The organism is Flavobacterium piscis (assembly GCF_001686925.1).
Taxonomy (GTDB): domain Bacteria; phylum Bacteroidota; class Bacteroidia; order Flavobacteriales; family Flavobacteriaceae; genus Flavobacterium; species Flavobacterium piscis.
Genome location: NZ_LVEN01000002.1, coordinates 166,008 through 180,327, shown reverse-complemented (window position 1 = coordinate 180,327; position 14,320 = coordinate 166,008). Strand labels below are relative to the sequence as shown.

The 14,320-nt window shown below is 33.5% G+C and carries 15 protein-coding genes; 10 read left to right on the top strand and 5 right to left on the bottom strand.

Features of this window, described 5'->3' with window-relative positions:
- Positions 1-12 precede the first annotated feature (12 nt).
- Both FLP_RS02015 and FLP_RS02010 read left to right on the top strand, forming a co-directional pair.
- Entirely contained in the window at positions 13-357 is a 345-nt protein-coding gene (locus FLP_RS02015) for a response regulator transcription factor (RefSeq protein WP_244894294.1), read from the top strand.
- Between the two features lie 109 nt (positions 358-466).
- Positions 467-1,819, top strand: a complete 1,353-nt coding sequence (locus FLP_RS02010; RefSeq protein ID WP_065447835.1) for a DEAD/DEAH box helicase — start codon at positions 467-469, stop codon at positions 1,817-1,819.
- A gap of 157 nt (positions 1,820-1,976) precedes the next feature.
- Here the strand turns inward: FLP_RS02010 and FLP_RS02005 are convergent, their stop codons facing one another.
- Positions 1,977-3,089, bottom strand: coding sequence for a lactonase family protein (locus FLP_RS02005; protein ID WP_065447973.1), 1,113 nt, complete (start codon positions 3,087-3,089; stop codon positions 1,977-1,979).
- 285 nt (positions 3,090-3,374) lie between these two features.
- On the opposite strand from FLP_RS02005, the gene FLP_RS02000 reads away from it, so the two are divergent.
- The 6 genes from FLP_RS02000 (at position 3,375) to FLP_RS01975 (ending at position 9,142) form a co-directional block, all read left to right on the top strand.
- Positions 3,375-5,303 carry a BatA domain-containing protein gene (locus tag FLP_RS02000; RefSeq protein WP_065447834.1) on the top strand — a complete coding sequence of 643 codons (1,929 nt, stop codon included), beginning with the start codon at positions 3,375-3,377 and terminating at the stop codon, positions 5,301-5,303.
- Positions 5,304-5,519: 216 nt separating this feature from the next.
- Positions 5,520-6,776, top strand: a complete 1,257-nt coding sequence (locus FLP_RS01995; RefSeq protein WP_065447972.1) for a dihydroorotase — start codon at positions 5,520-5,522, stop codon at positions 6,774-6,776.
- A 5-nt stretch (positions 6,777-6,781) separates the two neighbouring features.
- Positions 6,782-7,108: a hypothetical protein gene (locus tag FLP_RS01990; protein WP_055098245.1), complete on the top strand. Its 327-nt coding sequence runs from the start codon at positions 6,782-6,784 to the stop codon at positions 7,106-7,108.
- 128 nt (positions 7,109-7,236) lie between these two features.
- Positions 7,237-7,881, top strand: a complete 645-nt coding sequence (locus tag FLP_RS01985; RefSeq protein WP_065447833.1) for an alpha/beta hydrolase — start codon at positions 7,237-7,239, stop codon at positions 7,879-7,881.
- A gap of 52 nt (positions 7,882-7,933) precedes the next feature.
- Positions 7,934-8,500, top strand: a complete 567-nt coding sequence (locus FLP_RS01980; RefSeq protein WP_065447832.1) for a hypothetical protein — start codon at positions 7,934-7,936, stop codon at positions 8,498-8,500.
- A gap of 15 nt (positions 8,501-8,515) precedes the next feature.
- Entirely contained in the window at positions 8,516-9,142 is a 627-nt protein-coding gene (locus tag FLP_RS01975; RefSeq protein WP_065447831.1) for a hypothetical protein, read from the top strand.
- A gap of 46 nt (positions 9,143-9,188) precedes the next feature.
- Here FLP_RS01975 and FLP_RS01970 read toward each other — a convergent pair whose 3' ends face one another.
- Genes FLP_RS01970 through FLP_RS01960 form a run of 3 tightly spaced genes read right to left on the bottom strand, consistent with a single transcriptional unit; the run spans position 9,189 to position 10,935 of the window.
- Complete coding sequence (locus tag FLP_RS01970) at positions 9,189-9,611, bottom strand: hypothetical protein (protein ID WP_083195774.1); 423 nt, start codon at positions 9,609-9,611, stop codon at positions 9,189-9,191.
- Positions 9,612-9,653: 42 nt separating this feature from the next.
- Positions 9,654-10,157, bottom strand: a complete 504-nt coding sequence (locus FLP_RS01965; protein ID WP_065447830.1) for a hypothetical protein — start codon at positions 10,155-10,157, stop codon at positions 9,654-9,656.
- Between the two features lie 13 nt (positions 10,158-10,170).
- Complete coding sequence (locus FLP_RS01960) at positions 10,171-10,935, bottom strand: MBL fold metallo-hydrolase (RefSeq protein ID WP_065447829.1); 765 nt, start codon at positions 10,933-10,935, stop codon at positions 10,171-10,173.
- A 90-nt stretch (positions 10,936-11,025) separates the two neighbouring features.
- On the opposite strand from FLP_RS01960, the gene FLP_RS01955 reads away from it, so the two are divergent.
- Complete coding sequence (locus FLP_RS01955; protein WP_065447828.1) at positions 11,026-12,489, top strand: TonB-dependent receptor; 1,464 nt, start codon at positions 11,026-11,028, stop codon at positions 12,487-12,489.
- Between the two features lie 323 nt (positions 12,490-12,812).
- On the opposite strand, the gene bcp is transcribed toward FLP_RS01955, so the two are convergent.
- A complete protein-coding gene (bcp, locus tag FLP_RS01950) occupies positions 12,813-13,265 on the bottom strand; it encodes a thioredoxin-dependent thiol peroxidase (RefSeq protein WP_065447827.1) in 453 nt (150 codons plus the stop codon).
- Between the two features lie 371 nt (positions 13,266-13,636).
- On the opposite strand from bcp, the gene FLP_RS01945 reads away from it, so the two are divergent.
- Positions 13,637-14,314, top strand: coding sequence for an endonuclease III domain-containing protein (locus FLP_RS01945; RefSeq protein ID WP_065447826.1), 678 nt, complete (start codon positions 13,637-13,639; stop codon positions 14,312-14,314).
- Positions 14,315-14,320 lie beyond the last annotated feature (6 nt).

Here is a 14,320-nt window from a genome sequence, read left to right as displayed (position 1 = left end):
GACAAAAAAATTATGATCATAGATCATGATGAAATGACAATCGAAATTCTGAAATTTATTCTAAAAAGAGAAGGTTATAAAATAAGTATTGCCAAAGACGGTATCAATGCGCTGGAACGAATTTCTACCATTATGCCTGATTTAGTGATTACTAACATTATTGTGCCCTTAAAATCCGGTCTGGAAATCATTAGCCATATCAAACAAAATTTTAAAACCATTCGCGTGGTGGCACTTTCGGCACTTGGCGAAGAAGAAAATACTGTCGAAGAAGCTTTTGAATTGGGAGTAGATGATTTTATTGCTAAACCCTTTAATCCAAACGAACTTTTATTGCGAATAAAACGATTTTTATAGCAATTTAAACTCTATTTTTAAGAAATACGAATACCCCAAACTATCGTAATTTCTAAGAAGTACCAATTTTCAGCTATTTATAGCTATATTTGCACAAAATTTAATGCAAATGAGCACTTTCGAAAAATTCAATCTTCCAAAATCAGTACAAAAAGCAATCGACGAATTAGGCTTTGTTACGCCTACTCCTATTCAGGAAAAATCCTTTGCCGTGATTATGTCTGGCCGAGATATGATGGGAATTGCACAAACCGGTACCGGTAAAACATTTGCTTATTTATTGCCACTTTTAAAACTATACAAATTTACCCCAACCAATACGCCGAAAATTGTAATTCTGGTTCCAACTCGTGAATTAGTAGTTCAGGTTGTAGATGAAATCGAGAAACTAACCAAATACATGTCGGTTAGTACACTTGGTATTTTTGGTGGCGTAAATATCAATACACAAAAAAAAGCGGTTTACGAAGGTGTAGATATTTTAGTTGGAACGCCAGGTAGAATGATGGATTTAGCTTTGGATGCTGTTGTGCGTTTTGATGAAACTCAAAAATTAGTTATTGACGAGTTTGATGAAATGCTGAATCTTGGTTTCCGTACGCAATTGACAGCGCTTTTGGCAATGATGAAAACCAAACGTCAAAACATTCTTTTCTCAGCTACCATGACCGATGAAGTAGATGCTGTTTTGAATGACTTTTTTGATTTTCCGGAAGAAGTTACACTGGCTGCTTCAGGAACTCCGCTTGAAAACATTACTCAGGTTACGTATAATGTACCTAACTTTAATACAAAAGTAAATCTGTTAAAACATTTATTAGAAACAAACGAAAGCATGGAACGTGTTTTGGTTTTTGTGAATAATAAAAAGATTTCGGATATGCTGCATACTAGAATCGAAGAAGATTTTGAAGGTCAGTTTGGTGTAATTCACTCGAATAAATCTCAGAATTATCGTTTGAGTACTATGGCCGAATTCCAGGAAGGAAATCTTCGTGGACTGATCACTACAGATATCATGGCGAGAGGTTTAGACATTTCTAATATCTCTCACGTTATTAACTTCGAACTTCCCGAATTTCCTGAATTGTACATGCACAGAATTGGTCGTACAGGTCGTGCAGATGCAACGGGAACTGCGATTAGTTTTATAACTCCCCGCGAAGAAGAATTTAAAGTTGAGGTTGAAGTATTGATGAATCAGGAATTGGCAATCGCTGATTTTCCTGAAGAAGTGGAAGTTTCATCAAAACTAATCGAACCTGAAAAAGACAAACAGCCTATTAAGTTTTTAATGAAAAAACAAACCCTAAAAGGGGACGGTGCTTTTCATGAAAAAGATAAAAAGAATAAAAAAGTAAATCTTGGAGGGCCTTCTAAAACCAAAAAGAAAACGCACGGATCTGTGAACAGAAACATGTTGAAAACTAGAGACAAGAAAAGAAAAGATAAGAACAAATAATTTTTTTTAGGTTCTAAGGTTCTGAGTGACTAAGATATAAAGTGGAAAATATAAAAAATGGCTTAAAGATTAAAACAATCTTTAAGCCATTTTTTTATTGCAGGATCTGGCAAAAAACTCAGAACCTTAGCAACTTAGAATCTTAGAACCTTTCAAATTAAATCTTAGTAAAAACCAATCCCACCGGCGAACACAATTCTATTTTTTTTCCGGTATTGGTAAGTTTTCCTGTGATTTTATCTCTTTTAAAAATAATAATATCATTTGTGTATTGATGACCAACTAAAAGGTAGTTTCCGGTTGGGTCAATAGCAAAATCCCTTGGGCCTTTTCCTAAAGTACTTTCCTGCTCTACAAATTTAATATTCCCGTCTTTTTGAATTTGATAAACCGAAATTGAGTTCGCATCAACACGATCTGTTACATAAAGAAATTTTCCGTCAGGTGAAATTTTAATCGCTGCGGCACCAGTTCCTCCGGTAAATCCTTTTGGCAATATACTGGTTTCGGCAAGTCGTTTCAAACTTCCCGATTTATCATAACTAAAAGTAGTAAGAGTTGCATCTAATTCCTGAACTAAATATACAAATTTACCGTCTTTACTAAACGTCAAATGCCTTGGGCCACTTCCTTTTTTTACATCTACAGATCCTTTTAAAGTTAGTACTTCATGGCTCGCACCCGGATTGTATTTATAAATAAAAACTTTATCCTGACCAAGGTCATTCGATAGAACAAACTTTTTATCCGGAGAAAAAACAACCTGATGCACATGTGCCTTTTCCTGACGTGCAACATTTGGTCCTTTTCCTTCATGCTGAATCAATTGCTGACCTTCTGTTATACTTCCGTCAGCATTCTTTTTAAAAACAGCAATGCTTCCACCAGAATAATTAGCAACGATTACATTTTTTTCATCATTAATTAAATGGCAAGGATCTGCACCCAATGAAGAATTTGTATTCAATACCTTAAGTTTACCCGTTGGAGCATCATACGTTAAGGCTGTTACTGCACTTTGATTTCCGTTTTCGTTTACTGCATAAACAAATTTATTATTTGCAGCAACAGATAAATAACTCGGACTCACTACTTTTTCTGTAGAATTCTTTAATTTAAATTCTCCTGAAACGCTATTAAATTCGTAAACGTAAATTCCTTTACTGTCACAAGTATTGGTATAAGTTCCTACCAATAAATTGAATTTATTCTGAGCTTGTGAAGTTGTGAATGCTAAAGCCGAAAAAAGAAACATATATAATCTTTTCATAGTTTTTATTTGTTTTTTGAATAGGCTAAAATACTCAATAATATCGTTCGCAAAGTCATTTTTTGTTACAAAAGAAATTACAAAAGTTACATTATTCAAACTCGTTGTTAACTTTTTTAAAGCATATAAGTAATATAAGTTCATTTAATTTTTCTGTAATTACAGTTTACTTATAATCTCCTATATTACTTACATGGTTTAAATACCATTACCTATATGTTTTGATGAAAAATTTGTATTTTTGACCAGTATCTACAAAATGTAGTGAAATAAATCTAAGCCAGAATGCATTTTAAACATCCCGAAATTCTATACTTTCTGTTTTTATTGATTGTGCCAATTTTGGTTCATTTATTTCAATTGCGACGTTTTAAAATCTCTTATTTTACTAATGTACGTTTCTTAAAAGAGCTTTCGATTCAAACCCGAAAAAGTTCTAAAATCAAGAAAAGACTGTTATTAGCGACTCGTTTATTATTGCTTACGTGCATTATTTTAGCTTTTGCCCAACCTTTTTTTGAAGCACAAGACAGTAAAAATGCAACTAACGAAATGTATATTATTCTGGACAATTCGTTTAGTATGCAAGCCAAAGGCAAAAAAGGTGAATTATTAAAACGTGCTGTTCAGGAATTATTAGAAAACACGCCCGAAGCGACTCAGTTTTCGTTATTAACCAATACCGAAAATTATTGGAACACTGATATTAAATCATCCAAAAGTAGTTTACAGAACTTAAAATACAGCGCCACTCCTTTTGAACTTCCGTCGATTATGGCGAAGATAAAAGCACATAAATCGGCTTATAAAAAAGACATTGTTATTATTACAGATGCTGTTGGTCTGGCTGAAAAAGATGTGAAAAACATTGATACCGAAGAGAAACCCTATTTTATAATTCCAACGGCAGAACAAAAAAACAACATCGCTATTGACAGTGTTTACATCAACCAGACTTTAGAAAATTTCTATGAAATCAGCGTAAATCTATCGGCTTACGGAGAAGATTTCAAACCTGTTTCTATGGCATTGTACAATCAAAATAAACTCATTGCGAAAACAATTATCAAGTTTGATGCGAAGAAAAAGAAAGTCAATTTCACAATTCCAAAAGAAGCCTTTCACGGATACGTAACTATTGAAGATAATGGTCTTACTTATGATAACAAGCTTTATTTTAGCATTTCGAAAAATAAAAAGACAAATGTTATAAGTATCGGCGAGCCCGAAAAAAGCAATTTCTTATCGAGAATCTATACTTCTTCAGAATTCAATTATAACAATTATTCGATTAGCAATTTAGATTATAATAGTTTAGACAAACAGAATACGATAATTCTAAATGAGCTAGTTGAAGTTCCTCAGGCTTTACAAACTACTTTAAAAGCATTTGTATCTAAAGGCGGAAACTTAGTTGTCATTCCTTCTGAAAAATCATCAATTTCTAATCTTAATTCATTTCTTGGTAATTTCGGAAAAATCCAGTTCAATACTCTGGAAAACAAAACTAAGTTAATTACCAAAATCAATTTTGATCATCCTTTATTCTCCGGGGTTTTCGAGAATAAAATCACCAATTTTCAATATCCAAAAACAAATAATTCATTTGCTGTTTCCAGCCCTTATCCGGCCGTTTTATCGTATGAAGATCAAAGTGTATTTGTAACCGCAATTCAGAATCCGGTTTCTGGGATCACTGTTTTTTCTGCACCAATAAACGCAGCAAATTCAAACTTTCAGCAATCACCATTAATTGTTCCGTTGTTTTATAAAATGGGGCAAAACAATCAAAAAACCGGAGTTAATGCCTTGACAATTGGTAATAATCAGCCTTATTTTGTAGATGTATTACTAACCAAAGATGCTATTCTGGAAGTAAAAGGAACAGAAGACTCTTTTATTCCTATTCAGCAAATATTAAATAATAAGGTAAAACTAACCTTTAACGATTTCCCGGAAACAGCCGGAAACTACAGTGTTTTTGACAAAAAAGAGTGGATAGAAAACCTGAGTTTTAATTACAAAAGAACCGAAAGCGATTTGAGTCAGGTGAACACCAACGTGGTTTCTGATTTTAAAACTGCCGATACAATTTCGACCATATTTAATACATTACAAACTGAGCGAACTGACAGCCAAATTTGGAAATGGTTTGTTATCTTTGCACTGTTATTTTTAGCATTAGAAATGGCCATTATCAAATTCGTAAAGTAAAACTTAAAGTTTTACTTTTTTTTGAACCATTAAGAGATTAAGAAGATTAAGCTTCGTCTTAAATTTTAAATGGTAAAAGAGACTTAAGTACTATTTCTGTTCATTAAGAATATTGAGTTTTTCCTTTATTAACTTAATTCCTTAATGGTTTAGAAAAATTAAGCATTCATGTTTCAAAATAATTTAATTGTTTCAGTACAAAATAAATATCTACATATGAAAATAATCATCAGAAGCGCCAAAATTATCGATTCAAAAAGTCCGTTTCATAACCAGACCGTTGATCTTTTAATTGCAGATGGTTTAATAGAAAAAATAGGAACTTCAATTCTGGATATCGAGGATACCACCGAAGTTAAATTTGATAATTTACATCTTTCTCAAGGTTGGTTTGATAGCAGCGTTTCTTTTGGAGAACCAGGTTATGAAGACAGAGAAACTATTGCAAACGGATTGAATGTTGCTGCAAAAAGTGGTTTTACCGGCATTGCTCTGCAACCCAACTCCTTTCCTGTTATCGACAATCAATCACAGGTGAATTTTGTAAAAAACAAAGCAAATGGTTTTGCTACAGCACTTTTCCCAATTGGGGCTTTAACAAAAGCGAGCGAAGGAAAAGATATGGCAGAATTGTTTGATATGAAAAAATCCGGAGCTGTTGCTTTTGGAGATTACAATAAAAGTATCGACAACGCCAACTTGCTCAAAATTGCTTTACAATACGTTCAGGATTTCGACGGATTGGTTATTACCTATTCCCAAGACCCGAATATTAAAGGAAATGGAGTTGCAAATGAAGGAATTGTTTCGACCAAATTAGGGTTGAAAGGAATTCCAAATTTAGCAGAAGAACTTCAAATATCAAGAAACTTATTTCTACTGGAATATACGGGAGGGAAACTCCATATTCCAACAATTTCTACTGCAAAATCGGTCGAATTAATTAGAGAAGCTAAAGCAAAAGGGTTACAGGTTACTGCGAGTGTTGCTGTACATCATTTGGTTTTAACCGATGAAAAATTAGATGGTTTTGATACCCGTTTTAAAGTTACACCGCCGTTAAGAACCGAAACTGACAGACAAGCTTTACTAAACGGAGTTAAAGACGGTACGATAGACATGATTACTTCAGACCATAACCCAATTGATATCGAATTCAAAAAAATGGAATTTGATACGGCTAAAAACGGAACAATTGGTCTTGAAAGTGCGTTTGGCGCTTTGTTAACTGTTTTACCGCTTGAAACGGTAATTGAAAAATTAACTTCGGGAAAAGCTGTTTTTGGAATTGAAAGCGATTCAATTGCTGAAGGTTCTAAAGCTAACTTTACTTTTTTTACTCCGGAAGGAACATCCACTTTTACGAAAGGCAGTATTCTTTCAAAATCTAAAAATTCTGCTTTTTTAGGAACAGAAATCAAAGGTTCTGTTTATGGAATTTTGAATCAAAATCAACTTGTTATATCTCAATAATTACAATGAATAATTCAATCGAAGAAGGAAAATCAATCGCTATTACCAGTTATATTTTAATTATTGGTGTTTTAATCGCGATGTCTATGAACTCTGAAAATAAAAATAGTTTTGCCTCTTTTCATATTCGTCAGGCTTTAGGATTATCACTTGCTTTTATTTCCTTCGGAGCCATTATCAGCAATTTCGACAGCTTTATGATTACTTTTCCCATGTGGATTTGTATTTCGATATTATGGACATATGGCATTTTTAGCGCTATACAAGGGCAAACAAGACCAATTCCTTTAGTTGGGAATTTGTTTCAAAAATGGTTTAAATCCATCGGTTAAAAAATTCCAATTTTTGAAGTTCCAAATTCCAAACTTAAAAGCTTTCTGAAAGTTCGAAATTTTGACAAAGATCAACTTCGAAAGAAACTCATAACTCAAAACTTATAACTCATAACTTTCCAAAAGAAATGAATCTATCTTTAGAATATAAAATACAAGAACCAAAAGTTATCTTAGATAAAAATCCTGTTTTACTTTTATTACACGGATACGGCAGCAACGAAGCTGATTTATTCTCGTTTGCTACTGAACTTCCTGACAATTATTATATTATTTCTGCCCGCGCACCCTATGATTTACAATATGGAGCTTACGCTTGGTATGCTATTAATTTTGATGCTGACCAGAATAAGTTTTCAGATAATGAGCAAGCGAAAACTTCACGCGATTTGATCGCTAAGTTTGTTGATGAATTGGTTGCCAATTATCCTATTGATGCCAATAAAATTACTTTGGTTGGTTTTAGCCAGGGTTCTATTTTAAGTTATGCTGTTGCACTTTCGTATCCTGAAAAAATTCAGAGAGTTGTTGCCATGAGTGGTTATTTCAACGAAGAAATCATCAAAGAAGGTTACGAGAAAAATGACTTTAAAAACTTAAAAATATTCGCCTCTCACGGAACTGTAGATCAGGTAATCCCTATTGATTGGGCGAGAAAAACTCCTGCTATTTTAGAAAAACTGCATATTCCGGTTACTTACAAGGAATATCCTGTTGGTCACGGAGTTGCTCCACAAAATTTCTTTGATTTTAAAAATTGGCTGGCGGAGTAGTTTTCTAGTCACAGTTTTTAGTCTCAGTTTTTAGTTATTTTAAATCCTTATAATGAGTAATTTCCCAATTATATTAACTGACGAAAAAATTAAGGACAGCAATAAAGACTTTAGAAGTGCGCTGTTTTCTTTAGATCAAAATAGTATCAATAAAGATAATTTTACTCACTTAACCAGGATTTATTCTACTACAAAACAATTGGATCTTAGAAATAAAGCCTTAAGATTATTATACGATTTTGATTTTCCTGAATTAAAGGATTTCTTTGATAATGCCTATAAAAAAGAGCGTTATCTTGATATGAAAATCTATGCGCTTCGCGGACTTTCGCATTTTATTAGCGAAAAGGAAATAGAAAAATTACTGCTAAAATTTAATTTAACATTGCTTAAAAGACAGCAAACTACTCCTTATAATTATCAGGAATACGAACTTTTAAGAGGACAAAATTCATTACCTTATTTAGCTGAAAAATACAATTACAATTGTTTTAGACAAACACTAAATCAGGTAAACGAGCAATATAATGCAATGCCTGAAGCTTTTAAAGGGCATTTTACAATAGATAAAAATGGTGAGTTTGTATCTTTAAGAAATCAGAAGAAAGTTCGCAAATGATTAAAGATTTTTTTAATGGTAAAAAAGAACAATAAGAATCGTAAATTAAAATCGACAAGCAACTATAAAATTCTGAATTCCAAGAATATATTTATAATTACACTCATTGTTATCCCTTTAACTATTATAAGTGTTTGGCTTTTTGGACTAGGAAATCATAGTTCCTTTTTTGAAAATTCGCTATTATCAACAACCATTTTATCTATAGCTTTCTTCCTATTTATAACTATTGGATTATTCAAAGGAATTAAAATAAAAGATAATCTGGGGGAAATAACAGATCGTTTTGATCCATCAAAAATTGATTTTATAAAGGAAGCCGTTACAGACCGAAGTATTGAAGACGCACCGGATGTTGGTGAAGGATTCTTTGGAATTATAATAAGCCTAATTTTATGGTTTGTTATGGCCGTTATAATTAGCTATTTATGTTGGGCATTTGGCGCAATAGTATGGTTTTCTATCTTAACTTTTATCGCAATGCTTTATTGGATATTCTTCAGGGCAATACGACTTGTTTTTAAAAAATCATCTAAATGCAGAGGTAATTATTCAAATAGTATTTTATATGGATTCAGTTTTACAATCCTTTATAACTTTTGGATTTATGCAATTATTTTAATGACACTGCATTTTTCTTAAAATAAAAAAGTCGCAGCTTCAAACTGAAAACTGCGACTTTAAACTTTTACTGTCCTGTATAAATAATTTTACCATTCTTTTTCAAAACATAACCTTTCCAGGGAATCAATTGATAATCATCTTTAGTCCAGGAATCACCTTCGGATTTTCTTTCTAAAAGGATTGGTTCTTTTTGAGTATCCAGAAAAAGTTCGGCTTGGTTTCCTTCAAAAATAACATAGGAAACTGTTGAATATGTTTTTCCGTCTTCGGCATGAGCTAATTTTGTTCCCACCTCAAAAAGACGCACGCATTCTTTTTTAAGTGATGACCAAGTATAACCTGCAGAAGGTTTACATCCGTGAGTATCGACATCTCCGCCAACTACTTTTTTTGTTTCTTCTTTTGGTCTATTATTTTCCTGTGCAACTTTTTTAGCACAAGAAAATGAAAGACCAATAATAACCGAAAATAAAAATATCTTTTTCATATGTCCTATAATTTAGATTGCAAAAAATAGGATTGCTAATGACTATTTTTGATACAACCAGGTTTGATTAACCTCAAAAGTAATCTTATCATCGTTATCAACAAAATATTTTAACAAGACTTCTCCCCATAATTCACCATTGCTATAATCAGCAATAATCCATCTGTGGTTTAGAATTTTTATTTTATTGATGATGAACTTGTTTGGACCAATTTTATCTTGACCTGTGTAAGGATTTCCGTTTGGATTTGCATTTAGGTCTAACAGCTTCTCTGTTACAACCGGAATTAGCTTTTCATATAAAATTACTTTTCCTCCAGAAGCACTATTGTCAAAATAGTTTTGTGCATTTTCGTTATGTTCCAGAGAGAAATAATCTGCATCAGCTAATTTTGTTGTTACCAAATTAATACTGTCTCTTAATTTCTTAGTTGTTTTATCATATCTTTCCTCACCAAATTTTACTTCTCTACTGTAAAACATATAAGTAAAAACATTCATTAATATCGCAAGGATAAAAAGATAAAGCATTAAGGATTTTTTCATTGTTGTGGTATAATTAAATTGTAATTTCTAAGTTGTCGTAAGCCAGGAACACGTTTTCAGGCAATTGCTTTTGCACTTCTTCATGAAAGCCTAAAACGTGGCTAATGTGTGTTAAATAAGCTTTTTCAGGTTTAACCAAATTGATAAAATCGAGTGCTTCCTGCAGATTAAAGTGTGTATCGTGTGGTTCTACGCGCAAAGCATTTACCACTAAAACTTTAAGATTTTTTAGTTTTTCTACTTCAGTTTCGTGAACGGTTTTAACATCGGTTAGATAAGCAAAGTCATCTATTCGATATCCAAAAACCTGCAAATCGCCGTGCATCACATTTACCGGAATTGCGGTTTTGTCACCAATAGCAAAAGGTTGATTATTAATAACCTCAATAGTTTTAACGCTTGGAGCGCCAGGATATTTGTTCACAGTTTCGAAAACATAATCGAAACGGCGTTTAAGATTGTCAATAACACGCTGGTGTGCATAAACGGGAATTTCACCCTGTCTGAAATTAAAAGGGCGAATATCATCTAAACCGGCAGTATGATCTGCATGTTCGTGTGTAAACAAAATGGCATCGAGATGTCTGCAGCCGCAAGAAAGCATTTGCTGCCTGAAATCAGGACCGCAATCGATAACGTAAGAATGTTCGTCCCATGTGATCCAAATGGATACGCGGAGCCTTTTGTCCTTAGCATCAGTGCTTTTACAAACGGGATGATCGACTCCGATTATCGGAATGCCTTGCGAAGTACCAGTACCTAAAAAATATACCTTCAATTGAACTTAATTTTTTTACAAAAATAGGATTAATTCTCTTTCATTAGAAGCCTAATTTGCTAACTTTGTAACAAATCTATTTAAAATAAAATGGGTACAGAAATAAAACTCAAAGGTGACAAGGTCATCGAACAGATTCCTTCCATAAAAGACAAAGCGTTACGCATTAATTTAAACGAGAATATTTACGGAACTTTTGCTGAAATTGGTGCTGGACAAGAAACCGTCAGGCATTTTTTCAGATCCGGAGGTTCATCGGGAACAATTGCAAAAGCAATGTCTGCCTACGACAAAGATTTCAGTGATGCAGTTTATGGGATTGAAAGTGACGGCCGCTACGTAACCGAAGAGCGATTAAAGAAAATGCTGACTCTTGAAGGGCAAATAATCGAAGAACGATTAAGCCGAGAAAAACATCCTACAAAACTTTTCTTTAGTTACGCCAACACTGTTGCCACTATAGATTTTGCTAAACAATTTAAAGGTCACGGTTGGGTTGGAATTCGATACCAAATTGAACCTGACGAAGCTTATAACGAAATTATTCTTCATATTCGTTTTAAAGAAACTGATGCCAGACTACAACAAGAAACACTGGGAATTTTAGGCGTTAACCTTATTTACGGTGCTTTTTACAAATACAACGATCCAAAACGATTACTTCGTTACCTATACGATCACTTAGACAAAGACCAACTCGAAATTGACACTATTAACTTCTCAGGACCTCGTTTTGCTGATGTTGATAATCGCTTGATGAGTTTGCAATTGGTTAAAAACGGAATGACTGATGCCGTAATGTTTAATCCTGAAGGGAAAAACGTATTACCGGCAGCTGTTTTATACAAAAAGAATCTTCTTGCTTTTAGAGGAAGTTTTCGTCCGGTTACAAATGTAAACCTTGATATGTACGAGAAATCTCTTAAGATGTTTCTTGAAGAAAATAAGGTTGAAAAAGACAATACTTTGGTCGTTTTTGAAATTACACTTTCAAATTTACGTTCTGATGGTGAAATTGATGAACGAGATTTTATGGACAGAGCTGAATTGCTTTGTTCTTTAGGCCAGACTGTAATGATCTCCAATTTCCAGGAATATTATAAAGTGGTTGAATATTTTGCTAATTATACCAAAGCAAGAATGGGATTGGCAATGGGGGTAAATAATTTAGTGGATATTTTTGATGAGAAATACTATCGTCATTTAAGTGGTGGAATTCTTGAGGCTTTTGGAAAATTATTCTATCGCGATATGAAAGTATTTTTATACCCAATGTTGGGCGAAAACGGAGAAATTATCACTTCTGAAAACTTAAAAGTTCATCCTAGAATGAAGGAATTGTACAAATTCTTTAAATTCAACGGAAAAGTGGTTGACATCGTAGATTACAACCCTAATATTTTAAATGTATTCTCCCGAGAAGTTTTAAAAATGATCAGTCAGGGGAAATCAGGCTGGGAACCAATGCTTCCGTCTGGTGTTGCCGAAATTATAAAAGAACATCATCTTTTTGGATATCATCCGGAAACTGAATTGGAACAAAATAATATATAATACAAAAAAGTCCTAAAAAGAAAGTTTTTCTTTTTGGGACTTTTTTTGTTTTGGGTTTTGAAGGAATGGGAATTTTACCGCAAAGGTCGCAAAGTTTTTTATTATTTTTTTTGCAAAAGTTAAGTTCGCAAAGCTTTATCTAGATTAAGCTTTGCGAACTTTGCTTATTTTTGCTGGACGTGAAACTTTGTCAAAGTTGTTGAAACATTTTTTCATTTTAGCTTTGCGAACTTTGCACATTTTAAATGCAATCTATACAAAAAAACTTAGCGTGCTTTGCGGTAAAAAATTCTGCATCAAGATTACAACCTGAAACAAAAATCTTATTTCAAAATTTGCGCAGCGTGTTCTTTTGTTTTTACTTTTTCGATTACCTCATCAATTATTCCGTTTTCGTTTATGACAAAGGTAGTTCTATGGATTCCGTCGTATTCTTTTCCCATGAATTTCTTTGGTCCCCAAACGCCAAATGCATTGATTACTGATTTATCTTCATCGGCTAATAATGCAAAAGGGAATTCGTATTTGTCTTTGAATTTTAGCTGTGCTTTTTGACTGTCGGCACTTACGCCCAGCAATTCGTAATTATTGGCTTTAAAACGCTCGAAATTATCCCTTAAGTCACAAGCTTCGGCCGTACAGCCTGGTGTACTTGCTTTTGGATAAAAGAAAACGACTAATTTTTTTCCAGCGTAATCTGCCAGTTTATGTGTTTTTCCGTCCTGATCAACTCCTGAGAAGTTTGGTGCTTTGTCACCGGCTTTTAATGTTGTCATATTTTTTTATTTTAGATTTCTGATTTTAGATTTTCTTATTATGCTGTATAATTTTAACCGCAAAGGTCGCAAAGTTTTTTATACAAGTTTTCTTAATTGGTGATACATTTTAATGTAAAGTTCGCAAAGCTTTGTGCTGAAAACTGCGACTGAAAACTTATGACTTTTTTCCATGCCCCAGATTGAAGTGAAAACCACGAAATTGTGGTACTTTACATTTTTCACATTGGCAAAGCGACTCCTGAAGCCTCGGGATAAACTCCGATAAGATTGCTTAAAAATGTTATTGCCACAATGAGGAGTTGCAACCGAAAGCTGGATTAGGCACATCATGAAAATTATGCTATTTTTACGGGATTAAAAATACGGAAATGAATAAAGAAGCTCGCGTACAATTTGTTATAAATACGTTAAAACAACTCTACCCTACTATACCTATCCCGCTTGATCATAAAGACCCTTATACGTTGTTGATTGCTGTTTTGCTTTCTGCGCAATGTACGGATGTGCGTGTGAACCAGATTACGCCTATTCTTTTTGCGAAGGCTGATAATCCGTATGATATGGTAAAAATGTCGATAGAGGAAATTAAAGAAATTATTCGCCCGTGCGGTTTGTCGCCAATGAAATCGAAAGGAATTTATGGTTTATCGCATATTCTGATTGATAAATATGACGGGAAAGTGCCTCAGAGTTTTGAAGCTCTTGAAGAATTACCTGCTGTGGGGCATAAAACGGCAAGTGTGGTGATGTCTCAGGCTTTTGGTGTGCCGGCTTTTCCGGTTGATACTCATATTCACAGGCTGATGCTAAGATGGAATCTTTCGAACGGAAAAAATGTGGTACAGACTGAAAAAGATGCTAAAAGATTATTTCCGAGAGATTTATGGAATGATCTGCATCTTCAGATTATTTGGTATGGTCGCGAATATTCTCCTGCAAGGGGATGGAGTCTGGATAAAGATATTATTACAAGGACTGTTGGCAAAAAATCGCTGATAGAGGAAACTATGAAAAAAGAAGAAGCTACCAAAAAGATTATTAGGTAGCTTCGT

Bases quoted from the DNA above. Each gene is read 5' to 3' on its own strand.
- FLP_RS01990 (WP_055098245.1), top strand. From the start codon at position 6,782: ATGAATAATTCAATCGAAGAAGGAAAATCAATCGCTATTACCAGTTAT.
- FLP_RS01965 (WP_065447830.1), bottom strand. From the start codon at position 10,157: ATGAAAAAATCCTTAATGCTTTATCTTTTTATCCTTGCGATATTAATG.
- bcp (WP_065447827.1), bottom strand. From the start codon at position 13,265: ATGACAACATTAAAAGCCGGTGACAAAGCACCAAACTTCTCAGGAGTT.
- FLP_RS01970 (WP_083195774.1), bottom strand. From the start codon at position 9,611: ATGAAAAAGATATTTTTATTTTCGGTTATTATTGGTCTTTCATTTTCT.
- FLP_RS02015 (WP_244894294.1), top strand. From the start codon at position 13: ATGATCATAGATCATGATGAAATGACAATCGAAATTCTGAAATTTATT.
- FLP_RS02005 (WP_065447973.1), bottom strand. From the start codon at position 3,089: ATGAAAAGATTATATATGTTTCTTTTTTCGGCTTTAGCATTCACAACT.
- FLP_RS02010 (WP_065447835.1), top strand. From the start codon at position 467: ATGAGCACTTTCGAAAAATTCAATCTTCCAAAATCAGTACAAAAAGCA.
- FLP_RS01945 (WP_065447826.1), top strand. From the start codon at position 13,637: ATGAATAAAGAAGCTCGCGTACAATTTGTTATAAATACGTTAAAACAA.
- FLP_RS01980 (WP_065447832.1), top strand. From the start codon at position 7,934: ATGAGTAATTTCCCAATTATATTAACTGACGAAAAAATTAAGGACAGC.
- FLP_RS01955 (WP_065447828.1), top strand. From the start codon at position 11,026: ATGGGTACAGAAATAAAACTCAAAGGTGACAAGGTCATCGAACAGATT.
- FLP_RS02000 (WP_065447834.1), top strand. From the start codon at position 3,375: ATGCATTTTAAACATCCCGAAATTCTATACTTTCTGTTTTTATTGATT.
- FLP_RS01985 (WP_065447833.1), top strand. From the start codon at position 7,237: ATGAATCTATCTTTAGAATATAAAATACAAGAACCAAAAGTTATCTTA.
- FLP_RS01975 (WP_065447831.1), top strand. From the start codon at position 8,516: ATGGTAAAAAAGAACAATAAGAATCGTAAATTAAAATCGACAAGCAAC.
- FLP_RS01995 (WP_065447972.1), top strand. From the start codon at position 5,520: ATGAAAATAATCATCAGAAGCGCCAAAATTATCGATTCAAAAAGTCCG.